Raw genomic sequence first — 19,950 nt, forward strand, 5'->3', positions numbered from 1 at the left:
GGCAAGATGGGGTGTTACTTGCCGTCAGAGGGCATGAAAAGGCCCCTCACCAGCGGGTTTCCCACCAATGAGGGGCCGTGTCAGGCCGCTTGGGCCGTCTCTGGGCCGTCATGAGCGTGACCGGCGGCCCGGTACATCGCGGAGATGGCTTTCCGGGTCCGGGTCTCGCTGGACGGCATGAGGTGCGTGTAGACGCGGAGCGTGAAGCCCGGATCGCTGTGACCGAGGTACAGGCTCAGCGCCTTGATGTTCTCCCCGGCGTCCAGGAGGACCGAGGCGTAGAAGTGCCGGAGGGCGTGCATGCCGTGTTCGCGGGCGGCCGCGTAGCGATCGCCCTTCTCCGGGGTCGGGATGATGCTGGCGAATGCCAGGGCAGGCTTCCAAGCTTGGTCATTGAAGCCTTGGCTCCATATGGCGGCGCCGATGCCGCTCGTGAAGACGAGGCGGTGTGTCACCTTCGGGCCGGTCGGGGTGAGCCAGGGCAACGTCACCTCGACGGGCGGGAAGCGCTGCATGTGCTCGCGCAGTGCGGTTGACACCTCGGGGTCGAGGGGCACGTCACGGAGCTTGCCTCGCTTGGGAGGGGCGAAGACGAGCGTGCCGCGAACCTTCTTGACCTGCTGGCGAACGTACAGCCAGCCGAGATCCCCGATGTTGTCGACGGCGAGTCCGAAGATCTCGCCCTGCCGCAGACCACATCCGGCCCCCACGTCGACCATGGCCTTATTGCGGTCGGACAGGCCAGCCCGTACGCCGAACACCTGCTCAGCAGTCCACGGATGCACGCGAGTCGGCGCGGGCCGAGGTGCCTTGACCGATCGGGCTCGGCAGGGATTCGAGGCCAGCAGACGGTCATCTACGGCCGCGTTCAGCACTGAGGAGACCGCGTCGAAGATGAGGCGCCGGTACTGGGCAGACGCTACGGCGTCTTCGAGCTGCCGGTTCCAGTCGCGGACGTGCTCAGGCTGGAAGGAGCCGATGGGTCGAGCTCCGAGGTACGGCAGAGCGTGAAGGCGCAACCTGCCCTCCACGGCGGCGCGGCTCGTGAGGTCGGTCGTGAGGGCGCCGATCCAGCGTTCCGTGTACTCGCGGAAGGTGACGCGACCAGCCTTCGGGTCCATGTACTGCCCGCGCGCCATGTCGGCTTCGATGTTGGTCAGCCACGTGTCGGCCAAGCGCTTCTGCTTGTCGGGGAAGCTCTTCGACTTCTCGGTGCCGTCGGGGGCGACGTATCGCGCCCGATAGCGCATGCCCAGGCCATGACGATCGGTCTTGACCTTGCGGGTCTTGCCGTCCGGGCCGACCTCGGTCCGGAACCAGCGGTCTTGGACGTGTCCGGCCATCAGGCAGCCTCTCCCATCTGGGAGTCCACCCAGGCCCGCACGTCGTTCGGGTCGAATCGCAAGTGCCGGCCGACGCGGAAGCCACGAGGACCGGTGCGCTTGCGGCGCCACTGGTAGACCGTCTCGACGCTGGGCAGCTCGAACATCTCCACCAGGTCGTCAGGCGTCAGGAAGCGATTCGGCAGCTCGGAGGACATGTCACCACTCCCTCTCGTCGGCTTGGTCGCGTAGGGCTTCCCGGGCGGTTTCGCGGTTGTGCTGGAGGTCCCGGGCGATGGTGGCGGCGAGGGCGGATTCCCCGGGGGTGTGGCCGTGTCCGGCGTACTGCCAGTCGGCGAGGACGAGGACGGTGTCCGGCTCGCGGTCGTCCAGGCCGAGGGCTTCGCGTTCCTGGGTGGCGCGGAAGTCGGCGCGGACCTGGCGGAGTTCGCCGAGGGTGGTGGAGTAGCGGCGGGACTTGGAGGAGAAGTGGCCGCGGAAGCCGAGCATGTGCGCCCAGGCCCACAGGCGCCGGTCGGGGTAGAGCGGATCGAGGATCTTGCACGCTTCAATCAGGCGGCGGGTGTGGTCGGGCACGTCGTGGCGGTCGAGTTCGGAGAGTTCGCCGATGCGGCGGTCGAGGGTGCCGGTGTTCTCAGCGGCCTTGGTGGCGTACTTGGCGACGTAGGAGGCCACGGCCTGTTCCGTGATGTCGGAGCCGTCTCCGCACGCCTTGACCGGGCGGACGTCGAGCTGTGTGCCCCAACGGAACGTTCGAGCGGGTTGGTCTTCGGCGGCGGGTACTGAGACCGACGTGTACGAGTGCGTGGCGGCGGCCCGGATCGCGTCGGCGAGGAGGTCGACGGTTGCCCAGGACGGCGGCGGTGTCTCGGGTCCCTCGGGGCCGTCGATGCGGATCACGGCGTGGAAGTGCAGGGCACCGCGCTTCTGGAACTCGGCGACCTTGCCGTACGAGATACGTACGTGATCGGCGAGTTCGCGGCGGGTGAGTCCGGCGCGGGCGGCGATCTCGCGGCGGAGGCGAGTCGTGAACCTCATCCACAGGTTGCCTGCGTGGTTATTGAAGAGGACGGCGGCGGCGTAGTCGTACGTCGTCGGGTCGAGCGCCGTGCCGAGCGCTGGATCATCGGGGGTGTGGCGGGTGCCGCAGCGGCAGGTGCCTCGGTCGGGCCGGTTGTGGACCGGGCCGAAGGACGGGGCGGTGAGGGTGGCGAAGACTCGGGGGTGGTCGCGGACGGTGGCGGGGATGTCGCGGCGGTCGTCTCCGGCCAGGCCTGCGCGGATGAGGTGGTAGGTGTCGCCCGCGTAGGTGAAGGCGCAGGAGGGGCAGCGGGAGGCGCGGCGGTTGCCGCAGGCGAGGCGGAGGCGTCCGCCCGGTTCGGACTCGGTGGAGTAGTGGTGCAGGGTCTCGCCGGTCGTCTTGTCCTTGGTGAGGGTCCAGCCGGTGAGGTGGATGGGGTCGGCGCAGCCGCCGGTGCGGCGGATCTGCTCGTGCCAGCGGTCGAAGTCGTCGGCCGAAGCCACCCTCAGCAGGTCGCCGAGGGTGGTCGTGTCGAGCAGCGTGTCAGGCACGGGCGCCCTCCCGGACGGGCGAGCGGCGGGCGGTGCCGGTGCCGTTGCACACCGAGCAGTGGGCGGTGATGGTCCGCAGGTGGCCGTGCTGGTCGCGGCCGCCGAGGGTGATGGCGGCGGAGGCGTGGCCGTCGCAGTTTGGGCAGATGCGGGACGGCGGGCGGGTGCGGTCGGTCATGCTGGCGGTTCCTTCCGGTTGTGAGATCGGAGTGGGGCACGGCTCCCGGGCGGCGGAGACTTGGCGGTTGAGGCCGCCCGGGGGCCGGTCAGCGGCGCTTTGCCTCGCTGTTGATGAGCGAGCGGATGACCAGGGCGCAGATGGCGACGGATGCGCCGGTGATGGCGACCGCGAGGAGCATCGAGACGAGGACGGCGCCGACGACCAGGACAACGGCCGCGCCACCGCCGACGAGGGCGATGACGGTGCCGGGGGTGAGCTGGACGGTGGGCCGAGCCGGAGCCGGAGCGGGCGCCATGGGTGCGGGGGCCGCCGGGGTGTGCTGGATGCCGGTGGTTGGCTCGACGACGGCGGGCGGGGTGACGATGCCGGTCGGCTGGGGCATGGTCGGGACCTTGGGGCGGAACATGATCGATCTCCCTTCAGCGGTGGTTACTTGACGGCGGTGTTGATGACGGGGGACAGCAGGCTGTCGGCGAGGAGGTAGCCGCCGAGGAGGAGCACGGCCACGAGCCACCAGGGCGGGCGGATGAGCTTGATGCCGAGGTAGCCGACGACGATCAGGGCGAGCCAGAGCGGGACGTCCACGGGGCGGGCTCCTATCGGGCGGTGCAGCGGTGGGTGCGGGCGGCGAGCTGGGCGGCGCTCTGGCTGGAGTAGTCGGCAGACCAGCCGCACCGGTCGGCGGTGCACACGGCGGCGTGTTTGGTGTGGCCGTGGCGGTCGCGGTGGGTGCCGATCTGCACGGGGCCGATCCGCATCACGGAGTGGAAGTGGTCGCGGGCGGGCATGTCGGTCAGTCCTTCCGGGTGGGGGCGGGGAACTGGGCGCGGATGCTGCGTGCGGTGGCCGGGTCGGTGGTGCGCTGTGCGGCTTCCTCGGCGAGGAGGTGGGCCAGGTAGGGGCGTCCGGCGGCGTGCATCTCGCGTGCACCGTCGAGGTAGTCGGCGTTCGTCAGGTCGGCCGGGTTGTTGGTCATCCGGGGCTTCCTTCCGCTTCTGGTCAGGCGAGTTGGGCGGCGATGGCGTCGGCGAGCTGGGGCGGGACGCCGAGGCGGGCGCGCAGGGTGTCGGTGTCGATCCGGCTTCCGGTGCGGGCGTGGTGGTCGTCGGCGACCTTGCGGGCGTGGTCGACCAGGGCGGCCGGGACCGGTGCCGCCGGGGTTGGGTCGGCGGCGGGCAGGGCGGGGGGTTCGTCAGCCGCGGGGATCTCGGCGGGCTCCGATGCCGGGGCGGAGGCCGCAGGTTCCGGGATCTGTGGTGCGGGTTCGGGGGCTGCGGGTGCCGGCGGATCCGGCACCCGGTCTTCGGCCGTAGGCGAGTGGGCGAGGAGCGTGCCGCCGAGGAAGGCCAGCGCGGGCCATCCGGCGATGCCGAACCGCAGCCAGGCCGGGGGGTGTTGGAGGTCGAGGAATCCGGCGGTGGCGACGTTGGCGCCGAGCGAGGCGACCAGGGCGATGAGGAACCAGCACCAGGCCAGCCGGGACGGGCCGTCCGAGCGGAGCCGTCGCCAGGCGGCGACCAGGAGCAGGTCAACAGAGATGGGGTAGGCCCAGGCTTTCCATCCGATCTGTCCGGCAGCGGCGGCCAGGTCGTGCAGGTGGGCGAAGGACAGGGCACCGGCAATCACGGCCTGTACGAGGACGGCGTCCGGGCGGATCGAGCGGGGCATGTCTTCACCTCCTTCAGGGGTGTTGGGCCGGGACGGGGCGGGGATCAGGTCCGGCCGCCCGGTCCCGGCGGGTGTTCAGTCGGTGGGGGCGTCGCCGGAGCCGAAGCAGGTCAGACAGAAAGCGGCCTGCCGGTCGGTGGTCTCGCGGGGCTTGCGGGCGGAGCCGACGCGGACGGATTCGGTGATCTCGCCGGTGCCCTTGCAGTCGGGGCACTTCTTGATCCGGGGCTTGCGGGCAGTGGGCTTGCGTGCGGCCATGGCGATCAGTCCTCCTGCCGGGGGTAGCCGTGGCCCACCGGCGGGTAGGCGCCGTCCGCGTGGTGAGCGAACTCGGTCTCAAAAGCGCTGCTCAGGACCGCAAGGAAGTCGTCCACCGTGGGGTGGAAGTGCAGGTGATTGCGCAGAGCCTCGTACAGGAAGCCGAGCCGGTTGGCGTCGTCCCGCTCGGCCGGGTCGAACTCGTACCAGCGTTTGTGGGACATCGGTGTCCTCCCGGATTTCAGGCATGGGCGGGGTAGGGACCTGGCGCGATGCGGTCGCGCCGACCGATGGAGCGGGGAGTGTCAGGCCGTGGCGGGCGCGGTCTTGGACAGCGGCACGCAGGCTGAGGGCAGCGGGGCGACGGCGGGCCGGAACGGGGCGAGTGCGGGCAGGTCCGGTGTGCGGTCCGCGTAGCGGTTGCAGATGTTCACGGCCTGGCGCAGCGAGGTATGCGGGGCGCGGATGCGGGCCCATCCGCCGGTCGAGTCGCCGGTGACGGCGATGCCGGGGGTTTCGGTGGGGATCTGGATGGCGGCGAGGACGGCGTCCGGGGCGATGTCGCCGAAGGCCATGTTTGCGGAGGATTCGTCGTTTACGCGATGGGCGGTGCGGCCGGTGAGCTGGGCGCGGAGCATGGTGATGCCTTTGCCGAGTTCGGAGCCGAAGCGCTGTCCGCAGATCTCCAGGTAGATCCCGGCTGCGCGGCCGAGCTGGGCGAGGCGGACCAGGGCGGTGATGATGCGGTCCCGGCGCTTCTCCTCGTCCTTGGTGGCGAACAGGGCGAGTTCGGCGACCTCGTCGACCAGCACGACGACCGGGACGGGGCGCAGGTCGTCGGGCAGGTCCCAGATGTCGGCGGCGATCTCCGCGTCCGGGACGTTGACGCTGACGCGTTGCTGAGCGCGGATGAGCTGGTAGACGTCCTCCATGTGGGAGACGAGCGCATCCAGGAGGTCGAGGGCGGTGTCCGGGTTGTCGGCGAGGGCGGAGAAGCGGCGGGCGAGCGGGAAGAGTTCGACACCCTGCTTGCAGTCGATGCCGACCAGGGCGACATCCTGCGCGGCGAGTCCGGCGACCAGGTTGCGCTGATAGACGGACTTGCCCGACTCGGTGGCGCCGAGCGTGAGCCCGTGCGGGACGGTGCGGTAGTCGCGGTAGTGGACGGCGCCGTCTTCGCGCAGCGAGACGGGGATCCGCATCGGAGCCGAGCCGGTCTTGGCGGGCATCTGCACCCGCTTGAGGACGTCGTAGCCGGTCATCCGCAACTCGACGACGCCGGAACGCAGTTCGCGGGAGGTGACGCCGTACATCCCGAAGGAGTGGCGCAGACGGTCGGTGGCGGCCGAGACGTCGAAGGCGTCCTGTCCGGGGCGGAGCTTGAGCCGCAAGACCAGGCCGGTCCGGGTGGCCCGCAGCCGCAGGATGCGCGGGGCGCGGGACTCAGGGACCGGGCGGTTGGTCGTCCGGGCGAGGGTGAGGCGCCAGCGGGAGGGAGGGACGGTCAGTCCGCAGGCGTCCATGACGGAGGCGTAGCGGAAGGCGACTCGCAGGGTGGCGAGGGTTACGCCGAAGGACAGCCAGAACCAGGCGGGGCGCCGCCACCGCAGAAGACCTGCGGCAGCGACGACCAGCACCAGCGCGACCGTGAACCAGGTCATGGTCAGGCCGCCTTGGGCTTCGTGGCACCGGCGGCCAGCGACGTGACGGCGACCGCGCGGAAGGCGATGCCGTGGCGCTTCTGCCCGTTGAACTCGTTCTCCCACGCCGAGGCGACCAGGCCCGTCAGGGCGACCGGGGTACCCATGGTCAGGTCCTCGGAGACGCCGGGCTGCGGGACGGTGAGCTTGAGGATCTCGACCTCGTCGGGCGTGGAGAACATGACCTCCACGGTCATCAGGGTGACGCCGTCCTTGTCGGTGGCGATCTCGCCGGTACGGCGGTCCTTGACCTTGGACTGCGGGGTCTTGGCAACCATCACGGTCGCGTTGGCGGTGTCGACGGGAATCTGACGCACAGCAGATCACTCCTCTATAGAGGGCTGGACTCCGTCACTCATGTATATGAGTGACATGAAGAAGAGTGCCCGACTCCTGTACATGAGTCAACCCGCCGCGAAGAAGAACTCGCGACGGGCTGCGGTGAGTTGAGCGCGCGTCAGTCGGCGGCGGGGATCCGGTACTCGAAAACGAACTGGTCAGCGGCCATGAGCGTGTCGCAGACCTCGACTACGAGACCGTCGGTCGTGCGTGCCTCACGGGTCAGGTGAACCACCGGTGCACCGGGGCTGAGCGCCAGCTCGGACGCCTCCGCCTTGGAGGCCGGGCGCGCTTGGAGCGTCTCGACGAACTCCGTGAACTCGTGCCCGTGGTCTTCGAGTCGGGCGTAGATGCCACCGCCGCCAGGGTTCTCGGCGAACAACTCGGGAATCTCCTTGACGACGTCCCAGGGGAGGTACGAGGTCGCGGTCTCGACAGGCGTGCCGTTGCGGAAGTAGAGGCGTCGCCGGGCGAGGACCTGAGTGCCGGCGGGGACGCCCAATCGCTGGGCGGCATCCTCGGGGGCCTCCATGGGGCCGATGTAGAGGACGCTCACCTTGGCCGTGGCGCCGGACTGTTCTGACTCGGCGAGGTACGCGGCTTTGCCGCCCTGCCGGAGCGAGCGCCGGAAGCGATCGGAGGAGCGATGCCGTACCGGCGGCCGATCCTTCACGATCGAGCCCTTGCCGTGCCGAGTCTCGACGAGCCCACTCGCGCGCACCTCGACCATGGCCTTGCGGATCGTGCCGCCCGAGACGCCGTAGCGCTCGACGAGATCCGACTCACTCGGCACCATGTCACCAGGCTTGAGGATCCCCGCCCGGATCTGCTGCACAATCTCGTCGGCGATCTGTACGTACCGAGGTGCGGACCTCTCTCCTCCTACCGCAGTTCCCATAGTCCTTCTCTTCCTCCTATGCTCCTGTACATGAGTCAATCACAGGAAGCAACGTCGCCGCCGCTGCACTCCGTATCTGTGGCCGGAGTAGTGGTGCGCGAAGACGGCCGCCTCCTGGCGATCCGCCGGGCGGACAACGGCACTTGGGAGCTCCCCGGCGGCGTACTCGAACTCGACGAGGCCCCCGAGACGGGCGTAGCCCGTGAGGTCCTGGAGGAGACAGGCATCCACGTCGAGGTGGACGAACTCACCGGCGTCTACAAGAACACGACCCATGGCATCGTGGCCCTGGTCTTCCGCTGCAAGCCGTCCGGCGGCACAGAGCGCACGTCGAGGGAGTCGACGGCGGTCTCTTGGCTCACGCCCGAGGAGGTCGCGGAGCGCATGTCCGAGGTCTTCGCGATCAGGCTCTTGGATGCCTTGGACGGCAACGGCCCTCACGTGCGGAGCCACGACGGCAAGCGCCTCATCCCAGCGGGATAGAACTTTCCCTACTTCATCAAGTGCTCGCTTCGCTCGCTGCCCGACCGGCGTTCGGTGCGAGCCAGATCATTGCCAGCCCAGCCGCCGTCACGCAACCCAGCCACAACGGGCCCGGCTCTGCCCCACGCCCGCCATGCGCCCGAGTGGCCCCCAGAAGGCTTCATAGGCACAAGCGCAGCAGGCCCGGGGGAAGAGGCGGACGCTCGGGAGAACACCACATTTGACGCATCGAACGTCTGCTTTCCCGGCCTCCTGAACTGCGGTAGCAGTCTGATCAGAGATCAGAGGCTGCCGCGCACAGCGCGGCGGCGCCGGCCGGACGCCGACGCGCTTGCCCCTCCATGTCTACGCCACCGGGGCCGCACGTCGTCGCCCGCCCGCGCCCACAAGGGGGCGAAATACCAGGCCGGGGGTGGGGGCGGTCGGCTCCACGGCTTTACCCACACTCCCCGATTCGGGTCCCGCGTCGAGCAAGACCAGGGGGCCACTCGGACACATTGCGGGCAGGGGACAAGCCTGCCCGAGTAGCTGGCAAGCGTACGGCCCCCTGATCATGCTCGACCCCAAACCGGGCAGGACACCGGCCAAAGCCCCTCCCCCGACCTCACGAAGTTGGACGCCCAGCCCGATTGCCCGCGCGCCCCCGAGTGCACATCAGCGGGCGAAAGGCACCCCATCTGGACAGGCCGATTACACCGATCTGCTGATAATCGGCGCATTCCTATCGAGCGGGACGATCGATCGGCTGCGCACGGGTCAAGCTCACTCCTGGGTTCTGACAAACCAACTGAAACAGGGAGTAAGTACATGAGTCCTGACATCAGGACAAGGTCCCCGCTGGGACCTGTGCCCCGTCGAGACAAGTGGAAGGCCCGCGGCACGATCGTCTCGCTCGCGCTGGTCCTGGCGGCCGGGGTGGTCAGTCCGGTCGCGGCCGCAGCTCAGAGCATGGGCGAACGCGTGAGCGCGTCGAGCGGGCCGGGCGGCGGAGACGATAAGTGCAAGGGCGTATCGATCCTCGGCGACAGGGACCGTTGCAAGGGAGGGACGGGTGCGACGGGTGCCACCGGTCCCGCTGGTCCGACCGGCGCGACGGGTGCAACCGGGGCGACGGGCGCGACCGGGGCGACCGGGGCGACGGTCAATGTCGGCGCGAGTGTCTTCTCCACACAGGACCAGACCATCCCGAGCGGCCCCGTGACTCAGATCACTTTCGATGGCTTCGCCTACGACACGGACACGATGTTTGATTCGACGACCTCCGAACTGGTGGTCAACACTCCCGGGCGCTACCTCCTCAAGGGGAGGCTTCTCTGGTCCTTCACTCTGACTCCGGGAGGCGATCGTCAACTAGGCATCTTCGTCAACGGCGTTCTCGCGGCCGTTGACGAGCAGGACACCTCAGCCACCGGGGCCAATCCTGGAATTTCGCAGGAGGTGTCCACGATTGTTGAGCTGGATGCCGGTGACAGGATCTCCCTCCGGGCCTTCCAGAACACCGGAAGCAACGCCTTGTCGCTCAGTGAATCTGGTGGAGGGGGAGGGCCCATCACAGCTCCGCAGCTCCAGGCGGAGTGGCAAGCGCCGTAGACAGCGCATCCGGCCCGGTGGATTCAGTGACGGTCCGCCGGTCCGTCCGGCAGGCCGTCACTGAGCCTCTCAGCTCGGCACCAGTGACTCAGCGGGTCGAGCGGGTGTGGGGTGCGACGAACCAGGCCTCCTTCGGGCTTTTTGAGGAGTCTCGGACCGTTGGCGATCAGGCGGCCAGGGCCATAGCCGCTCATACACGCTTCGGGTCGCGCAGTTAGGGCGAGCCGTACAGCAGTGAAGTACCGCAGCAACAACAACCGATCACGTCCGGTAGCGTTCCTTGGAGGCCTTGAGGCGGCCGGTATGACCACCGCTGACCGATCCAGCTAGAGCTACGGATCAGAAGGTGGCCATGCCCTTCCCGTGCCCGTTCGGTCGGGAAACAGCGGGGAACAGCGGTCGCTGGCGGACAACGCTCATGTGAACGGCCCCTGACCGAGTTGCCTGGTCAGGGGCCGTTCACCTGCGGTGGGTGTGGGATTTGAACCCACGGTGACATCGCTGCCACGACGGTTTTCAAGATCGCGGACTAGGTCCGGGGCGGAGCCGACGCTCGTACCCGAGGATGTCGTGAACCCATCGATCGAAGTACCGGGCCTCGGCCTCTCGGTCACCCTCGATGGTCAGCCACTCACGGGCGGCAGTGATCATATGTGTCTCGGCTTGATCCGTTTCCGCAGGACGGAGCTCGACCCAATCGGTCAGCGCGCCCCAGATGAGCGCGAGCGAATAGCACGCTTCGTCACCGTCATCCCCTGGCCACCCGCGACTAGCGAGACCCAAGATCTCCAACGCCGGGTCGTACGGTGAAGCATCGCCGTTCAGCATGCCCGCTGCGCACGCTCTGACCGCGGCGCGGAAGGCCTCCGAGTCCTCCATGATCTAGAGAATAGGGGACGCGATCCGCATCGCCTTTACAGCACAGAAGTACAGCAACCTCGGCGACTGTAAGTGACCGTCCAGTACCGCGAACGCCCTCGTGGCCAGCCGAGCAGACCTCAGCGACCTCCCCGCCCATAGTTCGGGACGAAATGGTCGCGTGCCACAACCGTGCCAGATCGATCGGTCCTGGACGGTCAATCGAGGCGCGTAGCGGCGTGGATGACCGTCGCTGGCCTCAGCGTCCCGGGCGGCCAGTGACCAGTGAGGATGTGTCTGCGGAGGGCGCCAGGCTTACAAGGCAGTGGTTTCCAAACACCGCTGTGGCCGGGTGTGTCACCCAGTAGCCTGCGGCCGTCAGCCTTTGCCGACCCTGGAGGCTCAGTGGACGCTGCTGCCATCACCAAGCCGGAGCAGCTGTGGTCGGCGCAGGAGGTGTTGATGCGACCCAGCCCTGTGCCAGCGGCGGCCGGGGTCTACGGGTGGTACTTCGAGGAGGCGCCCTACGTAGACCTGGCTGCTGGGCGCCTGCTCTACGTCGGCATAGCCCCGCGACACATGACGAACCGATCCAGCACGCAGAATCTGCGGAAGCGTGTGCGGTACCACTACCGTGGCAACGCGGCCGGATCAACGCTTCGTCTCACCCTTGGCTGCTTGCTGGGGCTGGAGCTGCGCCGCGTAGGCAGCGGGAAGCGCATGACCTTCGGCAAGGCCGGCGAAGCAGTCCTCAGCCAGTGGATGGCAGAGAACGCGCGGGTGTGCTGGATCGCGCGGAACGAGCCGTGGATCATGGAGTCCGAGCTCATCTCTCAACTCGACGTGCCGCTGAACCTCGACCAGAACCACCACAACGCATTCCACGGCCGTCTCAAGGAGCTGCGCGCCCAAGCGCGCCAGCGAGCACGAGCGTTACCCATCAGCGCATAGGGCGTCGGGTTGACACCGGCAGCTGAGATCAACGGCTTTGAACAGTCGTGGTCTGAAGGGGCCGCAGCCACCACGCCGCACCATAACGAGCGGCCTCCTAGATCACCACAGCCTCCAGAGCTGAGGTTGCAGCGCCGCCCGGCTCGGGCTCCACAACGGCCGCGCGCCGATGCGACCCGCACGCGCCCTTTCGACCCTGAACGTCCGTGCTCACTGTCGAACGCATGGGGGCAATTGGGGTCAATGCCGGGATCGTATGTCAGCGCTGTGGTGACGACGGCGCAACGGTGAGTGAACGTGGTCGCGTCAGTCTCATGGCCCTGCTCTGTGAGCGCTGCTGGAAGGCACACGCCGATGAGCTAGCCATCCACGAGGGCGCTACATGCACGCAGAGGCCGGAACCTGATCAGGATGACGTGACCCCGTACGAGCCGCTGCGCTGTCCTCACTGCAATGCTGAGGTCAAGTCCTACCCAACCAACTACGACCGCTGGATCCACCTCGCGACCAGGGACTACCCCGCAAAGGATGTGCCTCCTCGCTACCGGTGGCGCCTTGTGGCCGTCAGGGCTCGTCACTCCAGCGTCCCCACTGAGTTTGTGGCCGTGAGGGTCCGCGGGATCGAACCACTTCCCGGTGACCTCGTACGCCCTGCTCATCGGGCGTTGTGCCTCAGCCCGGACGCCATGGACGAAGTCGAGCAGGAGTAAGTCTCGGACTTGTAGCGAAAGCGAAAGGTCACATGACGCTCCGGCGAGGTATGCCTCGATACCTTCCATGCCCGGGCCTGGGCCGTCTCTGGGCCGTGCGGGGCTGCCCAACAGCGACCGACGGCGACAATCAGTGACAGATCAGCTACGGCCGCGGTCAACGAACGTCCAGGTCACGAGCGCCCTCACGTACTGGTTTCCTTCGCGGGGTAGCGGTCAGGCAAGATGGGGTGTATCTGCCCACCCACTTCTTGCCGGACGGTTTCTCTTGGCTGAGTACATCTACACGATGCGCAAGACGCGCAAGGCGCACGGCGACAAGGTCATCCTCGATGACGTGACGCTGAGCTTCCTGCCCGGTGCGAAGATCGGTGTGGTCGGCCCCAACGGCGCCGGTAAGTCCACCGTGCTGAAGATCATGGCCGGTCTGGAGCAGCCCTCCAACGGCGACGCCTTCCTCTCGCCCGGCTACACCGTCGGCATCCTGCTGCAGGAGCCGCCGCTGGACGAGTCGAAGACCGTGCTGGAGAACGTCCAGCTCGGCGTCGCCGAGGTCAAGGGCAAGCTCGACCGGTTCAACGAGATCGCCGAGCAGATGGCGACCGAGTACACCGACGCCCTGATGGAAGAGATGGGCAAGCTCCAGGAGGAGCTCGACCACTCCAACGCCTGGGACCTGGACGCCCAGCTCGAGCAGGCCATGGACGCGCTCGGCTGCCCGCCCGGCGACTGGCCCGTCACCAACCTCTCCGGTGGTGAAAAGCGCCGCGTCGCCCTGTGCAAGCTGCTGCTCGAAGCCCCCGACCTGCTGCTCCTCGACGAGCCCACCAACCACCTGGACGCCGAGTCCGTGCAGTGGCTGGAGGCGCATCTCGCCAAGTACGCCGGCACCGTCGTCGCCATCACCCACGACCGGTACTTCCTCGACAATGTCGCGGGCTGGATCCTGGAGCTCGACCGCGGCCGCGCGATCGGCTACGAGGGCAACTACTCCACCTACCTCGAGACCAAGCAGACGCGTCTCAAGGTCGAGGGCCAGAAGGACGCCAAGCGTGCCAAGCGGCTCAAGGAAGAGCTCGAGTGGGTCCGCTCCAACGCGAAGGGGCGGCAGGCCAAGTCCAAGGCCCGTCTGGCCCGTTACGAGGAGATGGCGGCCGAGGCCGACAAGATGCGGAAGCTGGACTTCGAGGAGATCCAGATCCCGCCGGGCCCGCGGCTCGGCAGTGTCGTTGTCGAGGTCGAGAAGCTCTCCAAGGCCTTCGGTGACAAGGTCCTCATCGACGACCTCAGCTTCACGCTGCCGCGCAACGGCATCGTCGGCGTCATCGGTCCGAACGGCGCGGGCAAGACCACGCTGTTCAAGATGATCCAGGGGCTGGAGGAGGCCGACTCCGGTGAGATCAAGGTCGGCGAGACCGTCAAGATCAGTTACGTCGACCAGAGCCGCGCCAACATCGACCCCAAGAAGTCCCTGTGGGCCGTCGTCTCCGACGAGCTCGACTACATCAATGTCGGCCACGTCGAGATGCCGTCCCGCGCCTATGTCTCGGCGTTCGGCTTCAAGGGCCCGGACCAGCAGAAGCCGGCCGGCGTGCTGTCCGGCGGTGAGCGCAACCGCCTCAACCTGGCGCTGACCCTGAAGCAGGGCGGCAACCTGCTGCTCCTCGACGAGCCCACCAACGACCTCGACGTCGAGACGCTCTCCTCCCTGGAGAACGCCCTGCTCGAGTTCCCCGGTGCGGCCGTGGTCGTCTCCCACGACCGCTGGTTCCTCGACCGCGTTGCCACGCACATCCTGGCGTACGAGGGCGACTCCAAGTGGTTCTGGTTCGAGGGCAACTTCGAGTCGTACGAGAAGAACAAGGTCGAGCGGCTCGGCCCGGACGCCGCCCGTCCGCACCGTGCCACGTACAAGAAGCTGACCCGGGGCTGAGGTTCACACATGGCCCGGCACATCTACCGCTGCCCCCTTCGCTGGTCGGACATGGATGCCTTCGGGCATGTCAACAACGTCGTCTTCCTGCGGTATCTGGAAGAGGCGCGCATTGACTTCATGTTCCGGCTGGCGCCGGGGGACGGTTCCCCGTCGTTCTCCGGCGGGTCCGTCGTGGCCCGGCACGAGATCGACTACAAGCGGCCGCTGGTCCACCGGCACGAGCCGGTGATCATCGAGTCGTGGGTGACGAAGATAGGCGCGGCGTCGCTGACCATCGCGTACGAGGTCAAGGACGCGGAAGGGGCCTCGCAGGTGTATGTGCGGGCCTCGACCATCGTCGTGCCGTACGACCTGAGTGCGGAGCGTCCGCGCCGGATCAGCGCGGAGGAGAAGTCCTTCCTCCAGAAGTACCTCGACGACGCTGACGAAATGGCTGACGAAAACGCCGACGAGAACGCCGACGCCGACGAGGGTGCTCTCGCGGCATGAGCGTGCCCGTGCAGAGTCTGCACTTCGCCGACGCGGGGGAGGCTGAAGATCTCGCAGCCTTCCTCTCCCGGCTGATCCATTACGACCGCGCCGCCGCAGTCCGGCTCCAGGCCGGCGGTGGCGCGCTCGCCGTTTTCGGGCGTCCGCCCTCCTTCGAGGTGCTCGCGATCCGTACGGCCAGACTCGGTGACCGAGTCGAACTGGATGTCACCGTCTCCGCCGGTGAGCTGCTGGAGGCCCTCGGCGGGGCTGAGTTCACCGTGCCCGCCGCCGTCACCGGGCCGCCCTGGGCCGGAATGCTGCCGCCGCGCGGCGGCTGGCGGGAACTGCCGGGGCTGCCCGAAGTGACCGCGATGCGGGGCGCGGTGGCCGCGGCCGTGGCCGAATTCCGCACCCGAGACGAGCAGTTGCCCGCCGAGCGGCGTACGCGCGCCGAGCGGGACCGGATCGGGCGCGAGATATGGTCGCGCACCGTCGGCGCAACCGGGCTGCCGCTGCGCGCCGTGCACGCCGCCCAGTCGCTCGGCTTTCTGCGTCCCGGAGTCCCGGTCGCGCTGCTGTCCACGGGCGCGTGGCTCAGACTGCGTACGCCCTTCGGGTCGATCGCCGTACGCAAGAACGGCCTCGGCGGACTGACTGTCACCCCCGTCAGGCCCGGCTGACCCGCTTGCACGCGTGCGTGACCGGGCAGATCGCCCAGGTTCCGATGCTGATCAGTCCGCGGTGTTCAGCATGGAGGCCGCGGCGTATGTGAGGTAGTTCCAGAGCGTCCGCTCGTGCTCCTCGGACAGGCCCAGCTCGTCGACGGCGGTACGCATGTGCTTCAGCCAGGCGTCGTGCGCGGCCCGGTCGACGGTGAACGGTGCGTGCCGCATCCGCAGCCGCGGGTGGCCGCGGTTGTCGCTGTAGGTGCGGGGCCCGCCCCAGTACTGGATCAGGAACAGCGTGAGCCGCTCCTCGGCCGGACCCAGGTCCTCCTCCGGGTACATCGGCCGCAGCTGCGGATCCGCGGCGACGCCCTGGTAGAAGCGGTGGACGAGGCGCCGGAAGGTCTCCTCGCCGCCGACCTGCTCGTAGAAGGTCTGCTCCTGAAGCGTGCCGCGCGGAATCTCTTTCACCTGACCATCGTCTCAGATTCACCGGCCGAGGACCGAGGCCCTAGGACCATCCACGAACGGGTGCTCGCCTCAGGCGCGGCGCCGCAGGACAGTGGATGCATGGGTGTGGATCTGGAGCAGTATGCCGAGCCGGCCGCCGAGGCGCGGCGGTCGCTGGTGCGGGTGATCGTGGCAGAGGGCGGGCTTACCGATCCGGCCTGGCGGGCGGCGTTCGAGGAGGTGCCGCGGCATCTGTTCGTGCCGTACTACTTCGTGGTCCGGGGCGGCGCGTACGAGCGTCTGTGGTGCGAGGACCCCGATCCCGTGCGGCGGAACCAGTGGCTGCGAGGCGCCTACACGGACGGGCCGCTCGCCACCCGGGTGCGTGACGGCGAACTGATCTCCTCCAGCAGCCAGCCCTCGCTGATGGCCATGATGCTCGAGGAGCTGGAGGTACGGGACGGGCACACCGTCCTCGAGATCGGCGCGGGCACCGGCTTCAACGCGGCGCTGCTCGCGCACCGACTCGGCGACGAGTTGGTGACGACTGTCGACGTGGACCCGGAGATCACCGAGTCCGCGCGTACGCATCTGGCGTCCGCGGGCTACCAACCGGCTGTGATCACTGGCGACGGGGCGCGCGGCTGCCCGCAGCGCGCGCCCTTCGACCGCATCATCGCGACCTGCACGCTGTCGTCCGTGCCGTTCGACTGGCTGCCGCAGTGCCGGCCGGGCGCGCGGATCCTGGCCCCGCTCTCCACCGGGCTGATCGCGCTGCGGGTGCGCGACGACAGCCGCGGCCGGACCGCGGAGGGGCACTTCCTGCGGACATCCGCGTACTTCGTGCCGCTGCGAGGCGGCGTGCTCGCCCGGGAGGGGCACATCGGCGGGCTGCCGAGGCGCGCGGTCGAGAACGATCTCTTCCGCTTCCTGTTGACGCTGACCGCGGGCAGCCTCGATCCGCACGAGGCGCTCTCGCTGTGGGAGCGGGAGCGGCGCCCGCAGCGGGACCGGTTCGGGGTCACGGTCAGCGGGCAGCACCAGTGGGCCTGGCTGGACGACCCCGAGGGGCCCTACGCGTGGCCGCTCGGGCATCCGTCCAGCTGACTGTCCTTGCCGACTGTTTGGCGGGCGGGGCCAGACGCGTCTACAGGCGGAGGCTAGCCCCGGCGGATGGTGATGGTCGTCCAGGCGCCGACGTGGACCCGGTCGCCGTCGTTCAGCGGGATCGGGACATAGGGCTGGATCGGCTCCTCCGCGCCGTTGAGCGTGGTGCCGTTGGTGGAGTTCTGGTCGACGACGGCCCAGGAGCCGTCGGGCTGCTGGACCAGCACCGCGTGCTGGTGCGAGACGCCCGGGTCCTCCGGCGGGACGGACAGGTCGATGTCGGGGGACTCGCCGGTGGAGTGCCGGCGGCGGCCGATCGTGATCTGGTTGCCGCCGAGCGGGAGGTGCTGCTCGGGGGAGTACGCGGGCAGGTTGAGGCCGCTGGCGTCGGGGCCGCTGCGCTGCATCATCGCGAGGAAGTACTCACGGTCGGGCGCTATGACGGCCGTCCAGCCCGCCGGAGCCTGGGTCTGGTACTGCGGGGGCTGCTGCGGACCGGGCTGCCCCTGGGGCTGACCCGGCTGCCCCTGCTGCTGGCCAGGCGGCGGACCGGGCTGCTGGGCGTACTGCTGCGGCATCTGCTGCTGGAACGCCTGTGGCGGCTGCTGGAACGCCTGGGGCTGCTGCGGCGCCTGGGGTGCCTGCGGCTGCTGCGAGGGCGGGGACAGCATCCAGTCGTCCCCGCCGCCCGTCTGCTGGGGTTGCTGCGGCACGGCCGGCGCCGACGGCTGCTGGAAGGACGGCGGGGGCGGGCCGTGCGGGCTCTGCTGCGGCTGCTGGAAGGACGGCGGCGGGGGCGGCGGCCCCTGCTGCAGGTACGACTGCGGCTGCTGCGGCGCCGACGGGTCGTTCATCAGCGGCTCGGCCGGCCGGTTCATCTGCGAGGGCCGCGAGCCCTGGTAGTCGTACGGATCGGGCTGCTGCGGCACAGGAGGAGGCGGCGGCGCGGGCGCGGGCTGTGACTGGAAGCCCGGCGGGAGGTTCAGCCCGGACGGCTGCTGCTGGGACGGGGCCACCGGGGTGTACGACGTGGCCGTGTGCGTGAGGAAGTTGTACCGGCACTCCTCGCAGAACGGGGCCATGGCCTCGCGCGGGGTGCGGCACTGCGGGCAGAGCTCGGCCTGGGCGGTGGCGTTCGGGTCGCCGGGGCCCGGGTAGCCGTAGGCCGACGGCGGGGGAGGCGGCGGCGGAACGGCACCCGCGGGAGCGCCAGGACCGGCCATGCGGTGGCCACAGACCTCGCACCAGTCGTCGGAACCCGACTGGTGTCCGTTCGGGCAGGTCGGCATGTCGGCGCTTCCCCCTCTCCTCGTCCGGCCCGAGGGCCGTTTCACTTCTGTGTTTCTGTCGGCCTTTGTGCCGGCTACTTCTTCACACGAACCGTCTTGGTGGAGCGCGTTTCGAGCGTCATCTCGTCAGCCTCCGCGACCTTCGCCTTCAGTCGCACAGTACCTGTCGCGGCATCGACGACGTCCACCACCTTCGAAAGGAGTTTCGCTGTGTCCTCGTTGCCCGAGTCCGCCGCGAGTTGCACCGCACGGCCGAGCTTCGCGGTCGCACCGTCATAATCACCCGACTTGCGGGCGTCAAGCCCCTGTTGGATGACTTGTGCCAGTTCGGCCTGGCCTGTGTAGTGCGCGACCTGCGGGTTGATCGAGGTGGACGCCACCATGTCGTCCGTCCACACCGCCCGTACGAGACCCTGCGACAGCACCTGCGGAGCCCCGCCGTCCGCGGCCGGAATGATCAGCGATACCCGGGCCGCCAGCATCTCCTGGCCGATCCCGGCCTCCGGGACCTGCACGCACACGTGGTAGTCGCGGGACTCGTCGCCCCAGGAGCCGGTTGGATAGTCGCCGGCCCGCGGGCCGGCTTCCGTACGCCGTCCGGTCAACTCCTCGACCGTCGGCGCCACTTGCTTGACGAACTTGATCTCCACGCCGACGGGCGTCCACAGCCGCAGCGCCACATCCGCGACCTCCTTGCCCATCGCGTTCTCCATCATGCTGGTGAAGTCCGCGGCCAGCTCTGCCGGGTTGGCGACGATGTCCGCCGTGCCGAGCAGCGCGGAGGCGATGCCGGTGACCTCCTTGACCTCCCAGTCGGTGCCGACGCCGCGGGCGTCGCACGTGAAGCGGCCCGCGCCGGCTTCGAGGGTGGCCCGCAGATCCTCCGGCGACTCGTGCTCGTTACGGCCGTCGGTGAGCAGGATGCCGTGCCGGATGGTGACATCGGAGCTTGCGAGCAGCCGGTCGGCGAGACGGAGCCAGGTGCCGATCGCGGTGCCCCCGCCCGCGGTGAGACGCCGCAGCGCTTCTTTGGCCTGGCCGCGGGTCCCCGGATCGGCGACCGCGAGCCGGCCGTCGCCCGGATAGACCTCGTTCGCCACATGCGTGCCCGCGACCACCGCGAAGGCGACGCCGTCGCGCAGCGTGTCGATGGCGGCGGCCGTGGCATCACGGGCGTTGCGCATCTTGGTCGGCGGATAGTCCATCGAGCCGGAACAGTCGACCATGATCACAACGGCGGCACTCGGCGCCTGTCCCGGTATGTACGCAGGTGAGCGCGTAGCGCCCGCGAGCGGTGCCCCGCCACTGGTGCCGCCTCCGGTGGAGGTGACGGTGACGATCCCGTTCACCTCGCGGCCGCCCTCCGGAAGATATTCGTTCTGATACACCTCGACGGAGAACTGCGGCACTTGTGACTTGGAGAAATTGGCCATCTGATTGGCTCCTTGAGGCTCCACTCGGGCAGAGAAATGACAGGAAGG

25 protein-coding genes and 1 tRNA gene are annotated in these 19,950 nt (G+C 68.8%); 8 read left to right on the top strand and 18 right to left on the bottom strand.

Annotation, left to right across the window (positions count from 1 at the left end):
- Positions 1-80: 80 nt before the first annotated feature.
- The 14 genes from ACH492_RS20175 to ACH492_RS20240 all read right to left on the bottom strand — a co-directional run bounded on the left by ACH492_RS20175 (position 81) and on the right by ACH492_RS20240 (position 7,959).
- Positions 81-1,343, bottom strand: coding sequence for a tyrosine-type recombinase/integrase (locus ACH492_RS20175; protein WP_398988399.1), 1,263 nt, complete (start codon positions 1,341-1,343; stop codon positions 81-83).
- Entirely contained in the window at positions 1,343-1,540 is a 198-nt protein-coding gene (locus ACH492_RS20180) for a helix-turn-helix transcriptional regulator (RefSeq protein WP_398988401.1), read from the bottom strand. Before ACH492_RS20180 ends, ACH492_RS20175 begins: the two co-directional genes overlap by 1 nt.
- 1 nt (position 1,541) lies before the next feature.
- A complete protein-coding gene (gene repSA / locus ACH492_RS20185) occupies positions 1,542-2,915 on the bottom strand; it encodes a replication initiator protein RepSA (protein WP_398988403.1) in 1,374 nt (457 codons plus the stop codon).
- The gene (locus ACH492_RS20190; RefSeq protein WP_398988405.1) at positions 2,908-3,093 is read right to left on the bottom strand and encodes a hypothetical protein; all 186 of its coding nucleotides are present in this window, start codon (positions 3,091-3,093) and stop codon (positions 2,908-2,910) included. Before ACH492_RS20190 ends, repSA begins: the two co-directional genes overlap by 8 nt.
- Positions 3,094-3,181: 88 nt before the next feature.
- Positions 3,182-3,502 (bottom strand): SpdD-like protein, encoded by a 321-nt coding sequence (locus tag ACH492_RS20195; protein WP_398988407.1) that lies wholly within the window; start codon positions 3,500-3,502, stop codon positions 3,182-3,184.
- Between the two features lie 23 nt (positions 3,503-3,525).
- Positions 3,526-3,681, bottom strand: coding sequence for a hypothetical protein (locus ACH492_RS20200; RefSeq protein WP_398988409.1), 156 nt, complete (start codon positions 3,679-3,681; stop codon positions 3,526-3,528).
- Positions 3,682-3,692: 11 nt separating this feature from the next.
- Entirely contained in the window at positions 3,693-3,884 is a 192-nt protein-coding gene (locus tag ACH492_RS20205) for a mobile element transfer protein (protein ID WP_398988411.1), read from the bottom strand.
- Positions 3,885-3,889: 5 nt separating this feature from the next.
- On the bottom strand, positions 3,890-4,072 hold the full coding sequence (locus ACH492_RS20210; protein ID WP_398988413.1) for a hypothetical protein: 183 nt from the start codon (positions 4,070-4,072) through the stop codon (positions 3,890-3,892).
- A gap of 23 nt (positions 4,073-4,095) precedes the next feature.
- Entirely contained in the window at positions 4,096-4,764 is a 669-nt protein-coding gene (locus ACH492_RS20215) for a DUF2637 domain-containing protein (protein ID WP_398988415.1), read from the bottom strand.
- 75 nt (positions 4,765-4,839) lie between these two features.
- Positions 4,840-5,022, bottom strand: coding sequence for a hypothetical protein (locus tag ACH492_RS20220; RefSeq protein WP_398988417.1), 183 nt, complete (start codon positions 5,020-5,022; stop codon positions 4,840-4,842).
- Between the two features lie 5 nt (positions 5,023-5,027).
- Positions 5,028-5,246: a hypothetical protein gene (locus ACH492_RS20225; protein WP_398988419.1), complete on the bottom strand. Its 219-nt coding sequence runs from the start codon at positions 5,244-5,246 to the stop codon at positions 5,028-5,030.
- Between the two features lie 81 nt (positions 5,247-5,327).
- Positions 5,328-6,683: an FtsK/SpoIIIE domain-containing protein gene (locus ACH492_RS20230; RefSeq protein ID WP_398988421.1), complete on the bottom strand. Its 1,356-nt coding sequence runs from the start codon at positions 6,681-6,683 to the stop codon at positions 5,328-5,330.
- Positions 6,684-6,685: 2 nt separating this feature from the next.
- Positions 6,686-7,039 (bottom strand): hypothetical protein, encoded by a 354-nt coding sequence (locus tag ACH492_RS20235; protein WP_398988423.1) that lies wholly within the window; start codon positions 7,037-7,039, stop codon positions 6,686-6,688.
- A gap of 140 nt (positions 7,040-7,179) precedes the next feature.
- Positions 7,180-7,959 (bottom strand): GntR family transcriptional regulator, encoded by a 780-nt coding sequence (locus ACH492_RS20240; RefSeq protein ID WP_398988425.1) that lies wholly within the window; start codon positions 7,957-7,959, stop codon positions 7,180-7,182.
- A gap of 18 nt (positions 7,960-7,977) precedes the next feature.
- Here ACH492_RS20240 and ACH492_RS20245 point away from each other — a divergent pair, with 18 nt between their 5' ends.
- Together ACH492_RS20245 and ACH492_RS20250 are read left to right on the top strand one after the other, a co-directional pair.
- Positions 7,978-8,442: an NUDIX hydrolase gene (locus tag ACH492_RS20245; protein ID WP_398988427.1), complete on the top strand. Its 465-nt coding sequence runs from the start codon at positions 7,978-7,980 to the stop codon at positions 8,440-8,442.
- An 846-nt stretch (positions 8,443-9,288) separates the two neighbouring features.
- Positions 9,289-10,032 carry a hypothetical protein gene (locus ACH492_RS20250; RefSeq protein ID WP_398988429.1) on the top strand — a complete coding sequence of 248 codons (744 nt, stop codon included), beginning with the start codon at positions 9,289-9,291 and terminating at the stop codon, positions 10,030-10,032.
- Between the two features lie 466 nt (positions 10,033-10,498).
- Here the strand turns inward: ACH492_RS20250 and ACH492_RS20255 are convergent.
- Positions 10,499-10,613: transfer RNA gene (locus ACH492_RS20255), tRNA-Ser, on the bottom strand.
- A 682-nt stretch (positions 10,614-11,295) separates the two neighbouring features.
- On the opposite strand from ACH492_RS20255, the gene ACH492_RS20260 reads away from it, so the two are divergent.
- From ACH492_RS20260 to ACH492_RS20280, 5 genes are all read left to right on the top strand, one after another.
- Entirely contained in the window at positions 11,296-11,841 is a 546-nt protein-coding gene (locus tag ACH492_RS20260) for a GIY-YIG nuclease family protein (protein WP_398988430.1), read from the top strand.
- A 314-nt stretch (positions 11,842-12,155) separates the two neighbouring features.
- Positions 12,156-12,551 carry a DUF6083 domain-containing protein gene (locus tag ACH492_RS20265; protein WP_398989184.1) on the top strand — a complete coding sequence of 132 codons (396 nt, stop codon included), beginning with the start codon at positions 12,156-12,158 and terminating at the stop codon, positions 12,549-12,551.
- Between the two features lie 268 nt (positions 12,552-12,819).
- Positions 12,820-14,484, top strand: a complete 1,665-nt coding sequence (ettA, locus tag ACH492_RS20270) for an energy-dependent translational throttle protein EttA (protein ID WP_398988432.1) — start codon at positions 12,820-12,822, stop codon at positions 14,482-14,484.
- A 9-nt stretch (positions 14,485-14,493) separates the two neighbouring features.
- Positions 14,494-14,976, top strand: a complete 483-nt coding sequence (locus ACH492_RS20275; protein WP_398988434.1) for an acyl-CoA thioesterase — start codon at positions 14,494-14,496, stop codon at positions 14,974-14,976.
- Complete coding sequence (locus ACH492_RS20280) at positions 14,973-15,638, top strand: hypothetical protein (protein ID WP_398988436.1); 666 nt, start codon at positions 14,973-14,975, stop codon at positions 15,636-15,638. Before ACH492_RS20275 ends, ACH492_RS20280 begins: the two co-directional genes overlap by 4 nt.
- A gap of 51 nt (positions 15,639-15,689) precedes the next feature.
- On the opposite strand, the gene ACH492_RS20285 is transcribed toward ACH492_RS20280, so the two are convergent.
- Entirely contained in the window at positions 15,690-16,094 is a 405-nt protein-coding gene (locus ACH492_RS20285) for a globin (RefSeq protein WP_398988437.1), read from the bottom strand.
- Positions 16,095-16,193: 99 nt separating this feature from the next.
- On the opposite strand from ACH492_RS20285, the gene ACH492_RS20290 reads away from it, so the two are divergent.
- Entirely contained in the window at positions 16,194-17,180 is a 987-nt protein-coding gene (locus tag ACH492_RS20290; protein WP_398988439.1) for a methyltransferase domain-containing protein, read from the top strand.
- 53 nt (positions 17,181-17,233) lie between these two features.
- Here the strand turns inward: ACH492_RS20290 and ACH492_RS20295 are convergent, their stop codons facing one another.
- Positions 17,234-18,469 (bottom strand): FHA domain-containing protein, encoded by a 1,236-nt coding sequence (locus ACH492_RS20295; RefSeq protein WP_398988441.1) that lies wholly within the window; start codon positions 18,467-18,469, stop codon positions 17,234-17,236.
- A 74-nt stretch (positions 18,470-18,543) separates the two neighbouring features.
- Positions 18,544-19,902 carry a VWA domain-containing protein gene (locus tag ACH492_RS20300; protein ID WP_398988443.1) on the bottom strand — a complete coding sequence of 453 codons (1,359 nt, stop codon included), beginning with the start codon at positions 19,900-19,902 and terminating at the stop codon, positions 18,544-18,546.
- Positions 19,903-19,950 lie beyond the last annotated feature (48 nt).

Origin of the sequence: Streptomyces sp. NPDC019443, from assembly GCF_044389785.1 — a bacterium.
GTDB lineage: Bacteria > Actinomycetota > Actinomycetes > Streptomycetales > Streptomycetaceae > Streptomyces.